15 protein-coding genes are annotated in these 16,554 nt (G+C 55.4%); 10 read left to right on the top strand and 5 right to left on the bottom strand.

All coding sequences use genetic code 11. From position 1 onward, the window contains the following. Positions 1-16 precede the first annotated feature (16 nt). On the bottom strand, positions 17-1,090 hold the full coding sequence (locus QLQ17_RS05205; RefSeq protein WP_283208479.1) for a VOC family protein: 1,074 nt from the start codon (positions 1,088-1,090) through the stop codon (positions 17-19). Between the two features lie 142 nt (positions 1,091-1,232). On the opposite strand from QLQ17_RS05205, the gene QLQ17_RS05200 reads away from it, so the two are divergent. Together QLQ17_RS05200 and QLQ17_RS05195 are read left to right on the top strand one after the other, a co-directional pair. Further along, a complete protein-coding gene (locus QLQ17_RS05200; protein WP_283208478.1) occupies positions 1,233-2,849 on the top strand; it encodes a bifunctional 3-(3-hydroxy-phenyl)propionate/3-hydroxycinnamic acid hydroxylase in 1,617 nt (538 codons plus the stop codon). An 85-nt stretch (positions 2,850-2,934) separates the two neighbouring features. Beyond that, on the top strand, positions 2,935-3,594 hold the full coding sequence (locus QLQ17_RS05195) for a TetR/AcrR family transcriptional regulator (RefSeq protein ID WP_283208477.1): 660 nt from the start codon (positions 2,935-2,937) through the stop codon (positions 3,592-3,594). A 21-nt stretch (positions 3,595-3,615) separates the two neighbouring features. Here QLQ17_RS05195 and QLQ17_RS05190 read toward each other — a convergent pair whose 3' ends face one another. Beyond that, complete coding sequence (locus QLQ17_RS05190; RefSeq protein WP_283208476.1) at positions 3,616-4,275, bottom strand: DUF2238 domain-containing protein; 660 nt, start codon at positions 4,273-4,275, stop codon at positions 3,616-3,618. Between the two features lie 261 nt (positions 4,276-4,536). Between QLQ17_RS05190 and QLQ17_RS05185 the strand changes: the two genes are divergently transcribed. Next, a complete protein-coding gene (locus tag QLQ17_RS05185) occupies positions 4,537-5,493 on the top strand; it encodes a DUF6160 family protein (protein WP_283208475.1) in 957 nt (318 codons plus the stop codon). Between the two features lie 76 nt (positions 5,494-5,569). Here QLQ17_RS05185 and QLQ17_RS05180 read toward each other — a convergent pair whose 3' ends face one another. Continuing rightward, positions 5,570-8,128 (bottom strand): LuxR C-terminal-related transcriptional regulator, encoded by a 2,559-nt coding sequence (locus tag QLQ17_RS05180; RefSeq protein WP_283208474.1) that lies wholly within the window; start codon positions 8,126-8,128, stop codon positions 5,570-5,572. A 351-nt stretch (positions 8,129-8,479) separates the two neighbouring features. On the opposite strand from QLQ17_RS05180, the gene QLQ17_RS05175 reads away from it, so the two are divergent. From QLQ17_RS05175 to QLQ17_RS05145, 7 genes are all read left to right on the top strand, one after another. After that, the gene (locus QLQ17_RS05175) at positions 8,480-9,022 is read left to right on the top strand and encodes a DUF2975 domain-containing protein (RefSeq protein WP_283208473.1); all 543 of its coding nucleotides are present in this window, start codon (positions 8,480-8,482) and stop codon (positions 9,020-9,022) included. A 39-nt stretch (positions 9,023-9,061) separates the two neighbouring features. Then, positions 9,062-9,283 (top strand): helix-turn-helix domain-containing protein, encoded by a 222-nt coding sequence (locus tag QLQ17_RS05170; protein WP_283208472.1) that lies wholly within the window; start codon positions 9,062-9,064, stop codon positions 9,281-9,283. A gap of 57 nt (positions 9,284-9,340) precedes the next feature. Continuing rightward, complete coding sequence (locus QLQ17_RS05165; protein WP_283208471.1) at positions 9,341-9,928, top strand: outer membrane beta-barrel protein; 588 nt, start codon at positions 9,341-9,343, stop codon at positions 9,926-9,928. A gap of 119 nt (positions 9,929-10,047) precedes the next feature. After that, complete coding sequence (locus QLQ17_RS05160) at positions 10,048-10,545, top strand: c-type cytochrome (protein ID WP_283208470.1); 498 nt, start codon at positions 10,048-10,050, stop codon at positions 10,543-10,545. 218 nt (positions 10,546-10,763) lie between these two features. Beyond that, a complete protein-coding gene (locus tag QLQ17_RS05155; RefSeq protein WP_283208469.1) occupies positions 10,764-12,410 on the top strand; it encodes a PEP-utilizing enzyme in 1,647 nt (548 codons plus the stop codon). Then, entirely contained in the window at positions 12,407-13,228 is an 822-nt protein-coding gene (locus QLQ17_RS05150; RefSeq protein WP_283208468.1) for a PEP/pyruvate-binding domain-containing protein, read from the top strand. Before QLQ17_RS05155 ends, QLQ17_RS05150 begins: the two co-directional genes overlap by 4 nt. Before the next feature lie 21 nt (positions 13,229-13,249). Next, positions 13,250-14,632: an MFS transporter gene (locus QLQ17_RS05145; protein WP_283208467.1), complete on the top strand. Its 1,383-nt coding sequence runs from the start codon at positions 13,250-13,252 to the stop codon at positions 14,630-14,632. A 65-nt stretch (positions 14,633-14,697) separates the two neighbouring features. Here QLQ17_RS05145 and QLQ17_RS05140 read toward each other — a convergent pair whose 3' ends face one another. Both QLQ17_RS05140 and QLQ17_RS05135 read right to left on the bottom strand, forming a co-directional pair. Continuing rightward, positions 14,698-15,414, bottom strand: coding sequence for a substrate-binding periplasmic protein (locus QLQ17_RS05140; RefSeq protein WP_283208466.1), 717 nt, complete (start codon positions 15,412-15,414; stop codon positions 14,698-14,700). A 151-nt stretch (positions 15,415-15,565) separates the two neighbouring features. After that, complete coding sequence (locus tag QLQ17_RS05135; RefSeq protein ID WP_283208465.1) at positions 15,566-16,321, bottom strand: transporter substrate-binding domain-containing protein; 756 nt, start codon at positions 16,319-16,321, stop codon at positions 15,566-15,568. Between the last annotated feature and the right edge of the window lie 233 nt (positions 16,322-16,554).

Here is a 16,554-nt window from a genome sequence, read left to right as displayed (position 1 = left end):
GCGTAACGTTCTCCGTTCAGGTGAAAAGTTTGGCGAGGGTCCGCAGCTTGCGGACGGTCACATCCGGGCTGCCGCGAAGGCTGCGTATCAGGCCGGCGAGAGCTTTGGCACTAAATTTGGGCCGGGTAAAACTGGCAGGCATAGCCTGTCCCCACTGCGCCATGGCTCCACGGCTGACCGGATGAACACCCATGGGCTCCTCCGCGGTGAAGACATCGCCGTCACAATAGTGCTCGTGTTTAGCGCCCCAGGCGTCTTCCCAGTAATCGAAAATCTGGCTGCCGAGGAGGTGACGCCCAATCCCCCACGCATGCTTCCAGCCATGATCCCGCAGGAGCTGCTGGCCCATACCAACGGCATCGGCATCGACAACTTCATAGGCACTGTGGCTATAGGCAGGCATGAAACCCTGGGCCATGGCCAGGGTATGGTGATCCGCCGGTGTGTCTCCCAGGTCCAGGCGCATGAATACCACCGCCGGAGAGCCGTCCGGAAGCACCTGGACGTCACTGGGAATGAACCCGAAATGCTGCGTGTACCAGGCACAGGTGTCCTGAAAATCCGCCACTTCGAGCACCACATGCCCCAGTTTGAGAATCTGTGGTGGCGCCATGGGGAGGCGTTGAGTGTCATTGATACGGGCCAGTTGCTCACCCACATTCTGCGAGAGCGGATTGCGGTGGGGCGTCGCCTCCAATAGGGCCTGGCCGTGAATCGCCTCCACTAAAAAGCCGGAGGGATCTTTCAGCTTTACCCGTTGCCCACCACCAGAATACGGCGCGTCCTCAACGGCCGATGCCCCGGGCAGACTGGAGAGCTTTTGCAGATCCTCTGCCGAGCCTACCTCCAAACCGAACCCCAGAAACCGCTCCCGGTCGCCACGCTCCACCCGATAACAGAAGGGCGATGTATCTGCAGCGCGAAAGGTCAGTGCATCGGCTTCCCGCTCGATCAGCCTCAAGCCGAAATCGGTAAGGAACCGCTCCGCCCGATCAAGATCCGGGCGCTCGAATAGCAAATAAGCCAGTTTCTGAGCCTTGACGGTGGGATTCGGATGCCGCCTCGGTTGATTCGTCAAGAGTTCGCTCATGGGGGGTCTCCTGCTCGCATATCCGCGATGGTTATAAAATCAAACTCAATTTTTATGAGAGTATTCCCAATATTGAGAGTTATGTCAATTATGGATTAGAATGCTCGGACATTGAGGTTCCCTTGGTCAATTCGGAGCAGTTATGAACACAACGAAAAAGATGTCGACACTTCCCCACGAGGTCGAGGTTCTGGTCGTGGGCTTTGGCCCCGTCGGCGCCGCGCTGAGCGCTCTGTTGGGCCGTTACGGAGTGGAGACCCTAACGGTGGACCGGGTGACGGATATTCTGATGATGCCCAGAGCCATCGCCCTGGATAACGAAGCCCTCCGTATCCTGCAGATGGCCGGATTGGATGAGAACGCATTTGCCAAGATTGGTATTCCGGAGGTGAAGATGAACTGCCCGGTGGTTGGCCAGTTCGGAAAGGCGAACACCGCAGGCAGTCTGGATGGCCACCCCAAACTGGTCACGTTCTATCAGCCAGATCTGGAACGTGCGTTGCGCAAAAAAGTCGCCGAGTTTCCCCAAGTCAGTTTCCGGGGTGGCTTCGAGCTCGTCGCAGTGACGTCAGAAACAGACGGGATAGTGGCAGAGCTCAAGGATTGGCAGGACCAGGTTCACCAGGTTCGCGCGCGATACCTGGTGGGCGCGGATGGCGCGCACTCCAAGGTTCGGTCCCTGATTAATCAGGACTTCAAGGGCCAAACCTACGGCGAGGACTGGCTCATTGTGGATGCCTACCGCCGCAAAGGTAAGGTCATAGACCACGTTGAGTTCAACTGCGACTCCTCCCGGCCTGCCCCCCATATGCCGGCGCCCGGCGGTCGCGAACGCTGGGAGTTTATGCTGCACCCAGATGAAGCCAAGGAGGACATGGAAACGCCAGAGCGCATCGCGGAGTTGCTCCCCCCGGAAGAAGATCTGGAAATCGAACGACAGGCGGTATACCGCTTTCACGCCCGCTGTTGCGAGCGCTTTCAGGCAGGGCGTATCTTCCTGGCCGGAGACGCCGCTCACATCACGCCGCCCTTTGTAGGCCAGGGGCTGGTCGCCGGCTTGCGGGATGCAGCCAACCTTGGCTGGAAAATGGCCTGGGTGCTCCGGGGCGATGCCAAAGCCGAACTGCTGGAAAGTTACGACACCGAACGCCGCCCCCACGCCCGCAAAATGATCAATCTGGCCCGCCTGATGGGCAAGCTGGTGATGCCGCGCAACAAGCTCTCGGCAGCGCTTATTCACGGCACGATGAGGCTCGCCGGTCTGGTCCCGCCCCTTCGTTACCACCTCGAGGAGCTGCGTATCAAGCCGGCAAACAGCTTTGACAACGGGTTCTTCAAAAAACGGTTTGCAACACGTGCGTTACGGCCAGGCACTCATCTCCCACAGGGGCTGGTCCGCACGGAAAGCGGCGTTCTGCTCAGCGATAGCGTGTTGGGCGATCAGTTTCTGATTGTTGGCTTTGGCGTCGATCCCATACAGACGTTAGATGCCGACCTGCTCGACCACTGGAAACGCACTGGAGGCAAGTGCCTGCAAATCGGTGTCCACTCCCAGCCGCCGGGGCAGTCCGAGCACTTCATGGAAGATCTCACCAATACTTTCTGCCAAAACGGTATGCGAGGTAACGTGGCGGTGATTCGGCCTGACAAGGTCATCATGGCCAGCGGCCCACTTGCCCATGCGTCGCTTCTGGTGCGGGAGGCATTGACGATGATGGGTAATCGGGCCCCCAATCAAAGGCATGCAGCAAGCGTATAGAGCCTCTGATCCATCCAGACTTCTCTCAATATTGAGATTTTTTCATTACACTACCCGGATCGTGTAATCGCAACGGATGTGATAAATGATGACTGGTACGACAGGATCTGACGCAACTCCAACTAAAGCACACAGCGGCAAGTTGACCCGCGGCCACAAGAAAAAAGCCCGGACCCGGCAGCAGCTCATCGATGCGGCGTTGCGGATCTACGCGGAAAAAGGAGCCGGCGAACTTGCCCTGAACGAACTCGCCAGGGAAGCGGGCGTGTCCAACGGTACTATCTACAACTACTTCCGGAGCAAGGAAGCTGTCTTGGAAGCGGTGGCTATAGCGCTGGCCGAAAACCTGTCGCAACAGGTCAATGTTCTGAGCGAAGGCGTTACCAACGGTGCCGAGCGCCTGGCAGTCGGTGTTCGCGTGTTCGTCCGCAAAGCCGAGAAGGATCCCAATTGGGCCAGCGCGTTGGTCAACGTTGTGCGCTACGCGGAGGGCATGCGCTCCAAGCTGGCGGCCAATGTACTTAAAGACTTGCGTGCCGGGTACGAGCAGAAGCTTTTCAGCTTTGATAACGAAGAGCTCGCCATCGGGCTGGTGGTATCCGGTGCGATGGGTGCCATGATCGACGTCGTCGAAGATCGAGCTGTGGAACATCATGGGGAAATCGTCGCCTCGATGCTGCTGCAGGCTCTGGGTATGGACCGTGAAGAAGCGCAGGCTATCGCCTATCGCCCTCTTCCCGCCTAGCGGCCACTGCTTGTGTTTGCGTTAACGTTTGAAGAACCGTGGGTTCCGTTCGATAAACGAGTCAATCCATCTCTCCAGAAAGAAACGCTTGTCCGGGTTCTTGAGGTAACGCCACCCCAGCACGGAAATCACCAGGGCGCCGGTGGCGTCCACAATCAAATCCCACATGGTGTCCGTCAGCCCCGACGGGTCGCCCAGCATCGGCTTTTGCATATTCATACCGAACACCGCGTCCATGGTGAACTCGAAAATCTCCCACAGCGCACCCACGCCCAGTGCAAACATGAAGGCAAAGAACGCCACAAACCCGGGGTTCATGTGCACGTGGATCTTTTCGGTTTCGTTCATGATGTGCACCAGCAGAAAGCCAAGAATGCCCAGCAAAAACCCGGACGTGGTATGCAGGGCAATGTCCCACCACCAGAACCGGGTGTAGTAGTCGCGAATCTCGCCAAGAAACAATGACGCAAACACAAACCCGATGGCCGCCAGTTGCAGCTCCGGCGGAATATGAATGCGGAAGCGGCGCTCGAACAGCATCGGGAAAAAAGTAATCGCGATGATCATCGACGTCAGAAATGCCGTGAACCAATTCTGGCTGATCACGGCCAACACGGCTTCACCCGCGAGGATCAACTGCAACACAAGGGTAATTCGTTGGTGCGTCACACGAATGCGCATTAGCGTCAGACCAGGTCAGGAAATTTGATTCAGCCTCAAAGTGCGGAAGCCGTGACAGCATGGCTGCATCGCAGTATCTGTTCAAGAAGATCAGGAAGCGATGTGTCGCGTGTATCGCCGATCAGCAAGATGTGAAACCCATCACCCTTTCCATCGGCCACCCAGTACTTATGGGCCTCTCTTGGTACTTGCCTTTCCTCCTTAATTGGAACCTCGGGTAACTGTTTACGTCACCCCTAAAACGATTATAAGGAGAACACTATGAAAGGCCTGAAACCAACTGGAGCGATGCTTCTGACACTCACCCTACCGTTAGCGGCGCAGGCAGAACTGAAGTCGCTTGATGATAACTCCATGTCCGCTGTAACCGGTCAAGCCGGTATTACCATTGAGCTGTCCGATGCACAGATCACCATTGGAGAAATCAACTACAAAGACCAGGGCAATGTCTTCATTGAAAATACGGGGCTTGCCGGTGCCGGCAGAGTCCAGGCCCGCCGCGGCCTGGCTGTTACCGAAGGCGACCTGTTGGATAACGTGAAGATGACCATCGACATTGCCGGTGGCGGCACCGATGCCGCGGCACTACAGAGCCAGTGGGGCCTGGGAAAAATCTCAGGCTCAGCTCTGGCACTCTCGTCAGCCTCCGCCGGTGATCATGGCGAATCCGCCGTGGCAATCAGCGACGGTGATCTGGTGATCTCCATCGGCGCGATTGATGAAGCCGATATGATCGATTTCGGCGCGTACACGGACCGGGTCAGCCTGGGAACAAGCTCCATGAGTGCGGGAGAAGGTGCCTCGAATACGGGAACCGTCCTGATGTCCGACGTAATGATGCACGGTTTTGTCGGCCCGATAGACATCGTCGTGGATGGCCAGGAAAACACCATGAACATCAATAGCTATCTACAGGCTGACGGGGAAATGACCCTGGACATCATGAATACGTCGATGGATTTCGCCGTTCACAACCGACGGGGCGAAGATGTCCTAATCTATGACAACACAGTGACGGGTGAAAGCGTCTCCTACTTTCATGCTCAGGTAGATATCGGTGCGAACGCCGATCCAAGCAAGGGACTGCGCTTCAATCTGACGGATGCGTCTGGCGACATGGACTTCACGAACATAACTCTGGGTAATGCGCCGGCCATCGGACACGTCTACATGACCGACCTGTCGATGCAAGCTGACTTGAACATTTACGGCCACTAAGAACTGGCCCAGGCCCGCGTTTCGTTCCAGATTGCCTGCAATTACCCAGGAAGCGCGGGCTGTTTCGCTTTCGTTGCTATAACAGCTCGACTTTTCTCGCCACCGACACTGCTTCAGTACGACTGGTTACCTGCAATTTACCAAAGACATTACTCACGTGATTCTTGACCGTGGACAACGACACCTCCATTTGCTCCGCGATCCATTTGTTCGACTTGCCTTCGGCAAGCATCTGCAACACTTCGATTTCTCTGGGCGTGAGCTTTTCAACCAGGGCAGCCTCAGCCTTTGTGGCCCCCTCTTCAACGCCTGTAGAGAATGGCAAGGCAGACCGAAGCGCGAGCAGTTGCTGACAGTATTTTTCGAGTGACGCCTGTTGCTGCGCTTTTTTGATAAAAGCTTCCAGCTGTTGCAGGTCGTCTGCAAATACACCCACAAAGCCCGCCGATTGAGCGAGAGACAAGGCCTGCTCCATCCTCTGCTGGGCGATGTCTGGCTTACCCTGCATAGACAGCTGAAGCGCCATTAAAATATCCGCCTTGACCACCCGATAGATGGCACCGTTTTCCAACGACTGGGCGCGGATGCTTGCCAGTTTTTCCGAGCAATCACGTTGCATAAAGAGCTCGGCCACACACTCGAGCAAGGCCAGATTGCGTTCCCGATGCGTGACGTCCGGGCGGTGCTGCTGTCGCTGTTGGTACCACGCCAATAAAGGCTGCACCTGGCCTCGCTTCAAAGCCACCACGGCGTCCATGGCCTTCAGGTCAAAGAAACCGACAAAATCCTGCTCGGTGTAATTACTCCTCACCTCGGCTTCCAATTCGGTAACGACGTTTTGTGCCTCTTCCAGGTGCCCGGAACTCACCAGCAGTTCAAATAACACCACATAACGGGCATGGATGATGTTGCGGGGGTCGGTATGGGAATCCAACCGCGCCTGAAGAAGCCGATAATCCTGCCAGGCAGAAGACAGATCGAACCGCTCACGATGAATCGTGACCAGCTGCGAATACACCATCACCATATCCGGCAGGCAATCAAGGCCTCTGTCCTTCAACCAGACCAGATTTTCCTCGGCCACCTGTTCCGCCAACGACAGTTTTCCGTTCAACAACAACGCCGGCAGCAACCATCCGAGCGAGGCAATCAAGCATGCGCCGTCCTCGGCCTTTTTGGCCAGGGCCACACTTTTGAATGCATAGTCGACACAGTCGTTAATCTGATCGTTCAGGAAACTGTCGGCTGTCAGGCCGCAATAGCACCAACACAGGAAGGGCGAATTCTGCTCTTTCAGCGCGTCCAGAACCTGCCGGGTATGGTGCGTGGCTTCCTCTACCTGCCCGGTAAACCGCAACATGTGGCTGCGTAGAAAATGAGCCCCGATGTGCAGCGACCCGCCCACGTCGTGCGTTTCTTCAAGCGTGTTCTCCAACAACTCCAGATACCGTTTCGACTCTTCATATCGAAACAGGCTGAAACAGAGAAGTGCTTTGGCCATCAACAAATAAGGTTGGCGCTCCACAAAATCAGCGGGAAACAATTCCAATACCCTGGGAAGCGAACCGGACTGGTAAAGCTGCAAGTGATTCGGGTAGGCCGCTTGTATGATTTGAAGGGCACGCTCCCAGGATTGGGTTCGGGTGGCAACGGACATCGCCTCTTCAAACTGATGACCATCCGCAAAAAAATCAATCATCCGATCCAGCTTTTCCCCGTCCGCTTCCGCTAACTCAACGCGATTGGCGAGCCATTCCCGGAACAGCGGATTGAACACAAACCATCCCTTTTCATAGCTTGAAGCGCAGGCGAGATAGTCCTGCCGGGTAAACTCCCGGAACGCCCGCGCCCCTGCATCGCCGAATAACAAACGGGCCAACTCGTTATTGAATTTTCCCGGAATGCTTAACAGGTTGCAGACTGCCTGCTGATCTGAAGACAGGTGCGAATACAACTGCTGCGACAGAAATTCCGACATCGTCGTTTCGGACGTTGAAAGCGCCTCCTCAAGCAACAAACCCGATTTCATCGAAATACAGAGGATATTGACCAGCGCGGGCCACCCTTCCGTTTTGGCCTGTACGCGTTGAAGATCGGTATCCGATAACTCAGTGCCCAACAGGGCCTGCATGTAGGCCTTCGTCTCCGCGTCACTGAAGCCCAGCCGCGCTTTGGTGATTAACACGGCTCGACCTTTACTCAGCATCTCCACCAATCCGAGCTCAGGCGACGTGCGACTGCCGATAATAAACTTCAACCAATGGGGGGCATACTCCAACAGTCGGGAGAACGAGGAAAGGATATCCGGGTGAGTCAGATGGTGAAAATTGTCCAGCACGATGGTGAAACGCGACGGGCGATCCCATCGACGGCTGACCGCTTCCAGTCGATTTAACAACCAATCCACATACTCGTCGTAATTCAACTCCGTTGATTGAGACAGCAGCCGGCCCATATCCTGTTCGATGTCCGGAACCAACCGGCCCAGCGCCAGCGAGACATACTTCCAGAACGTCCGTGCACTGTTGTCATGGCTATCCCACCGCACCCAGGCGAACAAATCGCCTTGGTCAGACAACCATTGTTCAATCAGGCAGCTTTTCCCATAGCCCGACGGCGCAACCACTGCTAGCACATTGGTATCCGCATCCCACGTAAAATCGGCCAGCACCGATGGCCTGCGGATGAGGGATTTCGACTGGGGAGGTAATAATTTGTTTTGAATATAGGTGACTTGCATCTACAGGATTGGCAGTCGCTAACTGAATGCAAAGTCTAGCATATCCGGTTCGTCAAACGGCTGTTGCTCTGGTGTTGGCAAGGTTCCTCCACAACCGGGACCGTTTTTTCCCTGCCCATGACTGATGGGACAGCGTAATGGGTCCCGACCCTTCGATAATTTATCGTTTTTCGATAATTTTTTGTTGCTTTGTGATACATTGATCACTACTCTACGGCCATTGGGTGATTCGTTGGGCTCTTAACCATGCATGAAAAAGATCAATTCTCCGTCGTACAAAAGTTCGCGTACTGGTTGAACCTACTGGTTTGGATTGCCGCTGTCGTGAATGTTGCTGAACTTGTCGTGCTCTTCGCCAGCGATATTCCCATTGCGCTACACATCGGGGGCGAGCTATGGAGCAAATCCATATCCACTTTTGAGGTGCAGGATCGGCTGGTAATAGCAGCCCTATTGGGCATTGAGCATATCCTGTGGCTGGCTGTGTTGTGGCAAATTTGGTTGCTGTGTGGCCTCTATAGGCAAAGCAAAGTGTTTACCGTCCCCAATGCCCTTTGCTTTCTCAATGTCGGCTGGATATTGCTAGGGCTTTGCCTGTTCGAAGTTGCACTGGCGCCGGTAGTTGGCGCTTACCTTTTCACTCAGGACATCATCCCCCAGATGCCTGACTGGATGGATGCCGTCATGTTTAATTCAAGTTACCTCGTTCCCGGCCTTTTTATGCTTCTAGTCGCAAAAATCATGGAACACGCAGCCAGAATACAAGAGGAGTCAGAGCTAACAATTTGATGAAATATCGTATTTGGAAACTGGAGCCTTAGTTTAATTATGGCGATTGTCGTGAATCTCGATGTCATGCTGGCAAAGAGAAAAATGCGTTTGTCTGAGCTGGCCGATAAGGTTGGTATCACTATGGCCAACCTTTCGATTCTCAAAACGGGTAAAGCAAAGGCTATTAGGTTCTCAACCCTGAATAAATTGTGCGAGGTTCTGGAATGCCAGCCCGCCGACCTGCTTGAGTACACCGAGACCGAGGATCGCGACAAATAGATCACTCCCCGCAGTTTTAAATATTTCTTAGGCCTTACAAAACAGGAATGTATTTCTATGGAAAATTCAAAGCCTTTCATTTATGCCTATGTGTTTGTGGCAAGTATTATTTCATTAGAAGCCCAGGCTAATGAAAACGAAGGTTGGTACGGTGGAATTGGCTTGGCTCATTCGGGATATTTTGTTGATGAAGGCGGCAGTAATACAGAAAACCGTGACCAGTCCAGAACGTCACCTGGCCTATATGCCGGTTATAAAAAACAGCTTACTCGAGGTTTCTTTATTGCGGGTGAGCTTTTCTACAACAACACATCGAACGATGAAAACTACAATAGCGGAGACACTATAAGTGTCGGCGATCAATACGGCTTAAAAGCCAATGTTGGGTATGAATGGGATTGGGGAGGCTCGCTCTACGGGATTTTAGGTTTAGCTCACTATGAATATGATGTCGAGATTGCTGGAGATTCAGACAATGAAAGCCAATTCAGACCGATTCATGGCGCTGGGTTGGGTTACCGCATTACCGATACCCTTTCTTCCCACCTCGAGTTCACAGCAGCAGGAAGTGAGATAAACCTCAACGATGAAGAAGCTAATGCTGGGTTAATCGTTATACGACTGGGCATGAGCTACCATTTTTAGGGAAACACGGGACACCGATGAGCCAGCCTCCGAAAGCCCTTCGTCCGGAGCAGGTCGACCCAAACTAAATAGATGGTCTAGTTGTAGACTGAAATTCTGACACGCGAAAAGGAAGCAAAATGTCGAAACGCAACGGAATCAAGACAGTATCAGCTCTAACCTTTGTCGCGTTGATGTTATCCGGGTGCATGGACGGTCACCACAGTCGGTACGGCGTCGGAAATTATCCCGAGTCTTTCAGCAGTGAGGGGGAACGCCTCTATTTCACGGGAGTTTCCAGCTCCGGTGAACGGATGCGCCCGATTGGCGGCAACCACCACATGCAGATGCATGGGGGCGGCTGTGCCAGCTGCCATGGATCAAAAAAGGAAGGTGGCGCCATCATGTGGCCGCGTTTCTGGGTAACAGCTCCGGCGTTAACCAACGGACCACTGCTTAAGGAACACGATGACGGCCACGACCATGCGTCTTACGACGAGTCGTCCCTTAAACAAGCCATCGTGAATGGTGTTGGCCCCGATGGTGACCAACTGCACGCTACGATGCCACGGTGGCGGATGTCGGAAGACAGCCTGAATGAGCTGGTTCATTACCTGCTTGGCGAACATTCACACTAAGGCCTGCGTTCAGTTTTCGCAGCTTTTCCCTTCGATCAAACGCGGGCCCGAGCGCCCGCCCTCAAACCATCATTTTCTTGTTCGAAACCCTGGCTGGGTCTACTGTTTAATCAATGGCAATCAATCGACATTCCCCGTGCAGAAATGCACCGGGCGGCCGGTGCTGTTGATTAACAGGGACACGTAACACTCGTAAATTCATGCCAGGACACCACACCATGAACACATCAACCTTATCCACCTCATCCGTATTTGAAGCACCTGGCCCGGGATCATGGTCCGTTGACGCGGCCCATTTTCCGCGACCAGTTTCTCGTTTTCAGGCCGAGATTCACCCGCAAGGCATCACCAAGGGTTTTCTGGACTGCGCGCGCCGCTACGGGTTACTGATCGACACCCTCGACTACCGGTTTGTAAACGGCTTTGCCTATTCCACTGTCGTACCGGCGCCCGAGGCGGAAATTCCGGCGCGCTTCAAAGCCGCCGAAGATGTGTTCCGCAAAAAAATCTGGCGCGAGGATCTGGAGCGCTGGGACCGCGAGGTAAAACCCGCCTCGATCAGAACGCATAAAGAGCTACTTGCCGTGGACCCGCAGGCGTTGTCCGACCATGAGTTGATCGCTTATATCGAACTATGCCGGGACAACCTGGAGCGGATGATTCATCAGCATCACAGCTTCAATCTGGCCGCGATTCTTCCCGTCGGTGATTTCATGGCCCATGTCGGCGCATGGACGGACGCTCCCATCGGCGAGTTTCTGGCATTGACGCGTGGATCGGCACCGGAATCCGCCGGGACCTTTCCAGAGATGGATCGACTGGCCGAGGAGATACGCAACAGCCCGGATGCCCTTCAAATCCTGACATCCGGAAAGGCAAGTGCGGATATCCTTGCACAGCTTCGCGATGCCCCGGGACCTCTGGGTGAAGCAACCAGGGATTATCTCGGCGTGGTCGGTGACCGATTGCTTAACAGTCTTGATACCGGCGAGCCCTCAGCTATTGAAGTACCCGACGCGCTGCTCACCCGGATCAGGATGGCTGTCGAACAGAGCGCGGCTCACGCTGGGGCTGCTTCCGAAGCAGACGTGTCCAGATTGCGGGAAAAGATTCCGGCAGAACACCGTGCCGATTTCGATGAGCTTCTCGACGAAGTGCGTCTGGTGTCGCGGCTGCGTGACGAACGTGGATTTTACAGCGACGTCTGGGCCGGCGGTGTCATGCGCCGCGCGCTGCTTTCCGCCGGAGCAAGGCTTGCTGCAGAAGGCCTGATCGAAGAGGCCGCGCATCTTATCGAGGCAAGTTACGACGAGATCCAGGCCCTTCTCGGCCGACAGGGTGGCCCAAGCGGGGCCGAACTTGCGGCACGCGCCACCTATCGCAAAGGGCATCGCGTCGACACCGCGCCTGCGGAACTTGGTGATCCCGCGTCGCCGCCCCCTCCGATGGACGGTTTGCCACCCCACGTGATACGGGTGATGACCGCCCTGGTGACGGCCATTCAATCCCTGGGGGCCGACGTTCAAAGTGAACGCGACAGCGCCGTCATCAGGGGAATCGGCGCAAGCCCCGGAACCTACAGCGGCATCGCGCGGGTCATCGACGGGCCGGATGACCTGGGCCGTCTGGAACGTGGTGACGTGCTAGTCACGGCAGCGACCACTGATTCCTTCAACATCGTGCTTCCCCTGCTGGGGGCCATTGTCACGAATGCGGGCGGCTTGCTGTCACACGCCGCCATCGTGGGACGCGAATATGGCATTCCCTCCGTTGTCGGGACCCGTAACGCCACGGCTCAGATTGCTGACGGAACCCGTGTGACCGTGGACGGAACGACAGGCGAAGTCCGGATCGACTCACCGTGAAACCGGCTCCGCTGGCCTCTGCCTGCGATGAGTCGGTGTATGGCGGAAAGGCCACACAACTCGGTGCAGCGCTCCGCGCCGGGTTGCCTGTGCCCGAAGGGTTCGCGCTCGATACCAGGTTCGTCGATGCCATCGCGGCAGGGAACGCCAGTGCGCGGACGGAACTCGCCAGATTATGTTCGCAGATGACCGGACCAGTAGCCGTCAGATCGTCGGCCATCGGCGAAGACTCTGTAAGTGCAAGCTTCGCCGGGCAACATGCGACTGTTCTCAACCTCATGGGTTTCGAGGCGGTTTCCGAAGCAATTATGATCGTCTGGGAATCCGCGCGGACGAAGTCTGCCCAGGCGTATCGGGAGCGCGTCGGGGCAGACACAGCCATATGCATGGGCGTGGTCATCCAGCGCCTTGTCGCCGCCGATGTGGCTGGCGTGCTATTCACCTGTAACCCCGTGACCGGTCAGGACGAGCTTGTCGTCGAGGCTTCGTGGGGCCTGGGGGAAGCCGTAGTGCAGGGTCTGGTCATTCCCGACAGCTATCGCATGGATCGCGCAGGGCGTCTGATTGAAAGCCGCGCAGGTTTCAAGGATACCTGCGTGCAGCGTGTGCCCGGAGGCTTGACCCGCACCGAAGCGGTCGCCGCGCATCTTGTCGAACAGCTCTGCCTTGATGCAAAAAAACTGGCTGCGCTGCACGGGCTTGTGACGCAGTGCGAGGGCGTTTTCGGTACTGGGCCCCATGACATCGAATGGGCATTTGAAGGCGACGCACTCTACCTGCTGCAATTACGCCCGGTGACGAAATCGGCTGCGGCCTGACGGCAATATCGGGACGACACTTTGAGCGCCAACAACGCTGCCATCCGAATGAATACCGCAAGTATGGCAGGCCTGCTGATGGCCTCCGCCCAGGCGCCGCTGTGTTCGACGCTGATCGCCGTGGCGCTGCCGTCCATCAGCCTCGGAATCAGTGCAGATCTCGTGTTGATCACGGGCTTGCTGGTCACCGGTTATCTGGTTGTCAACGTGGTTTGCCTGGGGCCGGCGGGAAAGATCAGCGATGTCGTCGGGCATTCGCGCATCCTGTGGACCGGTATCGGCCTTTATTTAATTGGCGCGGCTTTCGGGGTTCTGGCGCAGGGTGTCAGCTTCCTGTTTCTGTCGCGCTGCCTGATGGCCGTCGCCGGTGCCCTGGTGGTTCCGGCAACCCTCGCCCTGTTGCGCCTGCATGTGCCCGAAGGGCGACGTGGCCGTGTCTTTGGCTTGTTTGGCGCTACAATGGCCATTGCCGCAGCCTGCGGGCCCGTCCTGGGCGGTGAGATCGTGAGCCTTTTTGGCTGGCGCGCTGTGTTTGTTGCCAATGTGCCCTTTCTGGCTGTCTCTGCGCTTCTGCTCCATCGGTATCCCCTGCCTGCAGGAAACACAGCGGCTCAGCGACCACTGAGAACGCTGACAAGGTCGCTCGATTTTATGGGCATCGGGCTACTGGCGCTGTCACTGACGTTGCTGATCGTGGCCAGCAAACTTGAAGGGGCTGTATTCATGGCCGTGGTGCTGGCGGCGGCCGTTGCCGGAGCAGCCTTCATCAAATGGGAGGCGAAAACCTCAGCACCGGTCTTTGATCCGCACCTGTTTTCCCTACCTCCGTTTACCGCAGGAACGCTGATCATCGCTCTGCAGAACTTTGCAATGTATGGATTGCTGTTTCAGTTGCCGCAATTCTTTTCCGTATTCCGCATGACGGAGCCACGGGACATCGGCTACATGCTCTTCGTCATGATGATCGGCATGGTCGTTGCCGCGCCCTTGGGTGGACAACTGACCGACCGGATCGGTGCACGCAGTGCGGCGCTTCTGGGAAGTGTGTTGCTGCTGACAGGCGTTGGTCTGCTCTGGGGCATTGATTCGTTTGAATCCCCGCTGGGCGCGATGCCAGCCCTGCTGATGTCTGGGTTGGGCCTTGGCTTGTGCAACGCGCCTGCACAGTCAGCCTCGATGAGCGCCGTCGAGCCCGAACAGGCTGGAATGGCCGCCGGCGTCAGTTCCACGATGCGTTATCTGGGCGGCATTTTGAGTATACTAGTGCTCGGCGCGGTCCTGGGGGACGATCAAATCGTCAGCGTGGCGCGCCACGACATCATGATCCGGCTGTTTACCGTTGCCATAGTGCTATCCGCAATCATGAGCCTATGGCTCCCCAAAACCAAAATAGCACCGCACTGATCCATTTCAGATATGCCCGCTTCGGGGTGCGGCGGCTTTCCAGCCGCCGCACAGAAACAGCTGCTTCAACGGTCAAGGATTGTGTCGTACTGACCGTTGGCCCTCAGTTCCTCGAGCCCGCGATTGAATGTGTCCAGTATTTCAGCGTGGCGGGGATTTTCTTTGCCTACCACCAGAAAGTACGGTTTGGACTTGATCGGTTTCGGGTTGGTGACAACCTTATCGCCCACGCCGAGTTCCTTCACAATCTGTTGACCAACAAGACGCTCTTCGAGTACCGCATCTACGCGGCCAGAAACCATCTTTTTGTAGTTGCTGGCAGCTTCACTGACCCGACTTAGATTGTATCCGTCTTCTTCCTTGACGAAGCCGTAGTCGTAGCCAATCACGCCACCCATATGGACGTTTTTCAGGTCGCTCTCATTTTGCCACTCCACCGGGCTTCCTTTCGTGTGAAAAATGACGGTATCCAGGTTTATCACAGGATCGCTGAAGTTCACCTCAGCTGCCCGTTCGTCATTACGACTCCAGACGATAGACGCATCTATTTTCCCGCTCGAAGTCATCTCGAAGCCACGCTTCCAAGGGAAGTATTCGAAGCTCACGTCCCACCCCTGATTCTTGAACGCGGCTGAAACCAGTTCAGCCACCGGACCGCCGCCCTTCAAATCCTCTCCCAGATATGGCTCCCACTCTCCGGTTGCAATCGTGACGGTTTCGGCATTAGCAGCGCTCATGCCAAGGCCTGCCGTCATTACCAGTGCAGTAAATAACGCTTTCATGAAAACCCTCCTGTAATCCGTAAGAAGTGAAAGATAAATCAGCCTTTCAGTCTTCGCCTTATGATTTTTGTAACGCTTTATCACCAGAGAACCAGCATTGGCTGGGTCGACTTGGTCGCCGGCGACGAAGCGACCGGAAGCTCCGCTAACGTTAATCCAATCCGTATTTCTGGCGGATTGCCTCTAACGCATCCGCGTTGGTTTCAAGAAATTCGTTAAATTCTTCGATAACTTCAGGATTCTGTATTGTGGACAGATGGTAGGTAGAGCGAGTCTTTGGCAACTGGGGGTCGAATACGAGCGCGCCGGGGGCTCCCAGGTCTTCCTCAAGAGCATGGCGGGCTACGTCCACGTTAAAATAGATGCCGTCCACCCTGCCACCTCGGGCCATTTTGATCAGTGACGCAAGATTCGAAACTTCTTGCAGTTTCACCTTGCCTTGATCGATGAGACCTTTGTAATCCCAGGGAGTGAAACCTCGGACGATGCCCAGGCTGTTAATTGCCTCCACTCCACGCCCCTTATTCTCGGGAAGAACCATCGTGCCATCGACGTAAGACTGAACAGGATCGCTGTAGACAACACCTTTTCCTTGTTTCGCGCCTGCTGCCCAATTGGGATTGTCCGGGAATTTCAAGTCGGTATTCCCTTCAAGAAATTCGGCTGTCAACCGTGCCACGGGTAGAGGCTTGTAGCTTAGTTGGTGCCCGCTGGCGTCCGCGAATGCGTCCAGAACATCATGGCCAAATCCGCTATAGCTGCTGCCACTGGATGTGTAGAGAGGGTAATAATCGACGTTTTCAACGCCAACAACATACGAGTCTGCCAGTGCGGACGCCGAGCCGACTAGCACTGTTGCACATAGGATCGGCGGTAGAATGCGTTTCTTGAGAGCTTGAACAATCATCGGTTTCTCCTCCTGTGTAACCTCAAGATGGAGAGCAACTCCCTATGACAAACTCCATTCACCATTCAGAACGATTCATACTTTGACGAGATATCCAGGATTAAAAGAGGAATCGCTGGATTGACTCGATTACGCTTCTTTAATAATGCGACATTATTTATTGCATTTGCAAACTATCGCATGGCCTTGCTGAGGAATACCGCGACCGCCTTTGCGCGATCGTACACCTCGGC

It is taken from the genome of Marinobacter sp. CHS3-4 (assembly GCF_030053415.1).
Classification (GTDB): domain Bacteria; phylum Pseudomonadota; class Gammaproteobacteria; order Pseudomonadales; family Oleiphilaceae; genus Marinobacter.
Note: the sequence above shows the minus strand (reverse complement) of the source record. Positions and strands in the feature narration are given on the sequence as shown.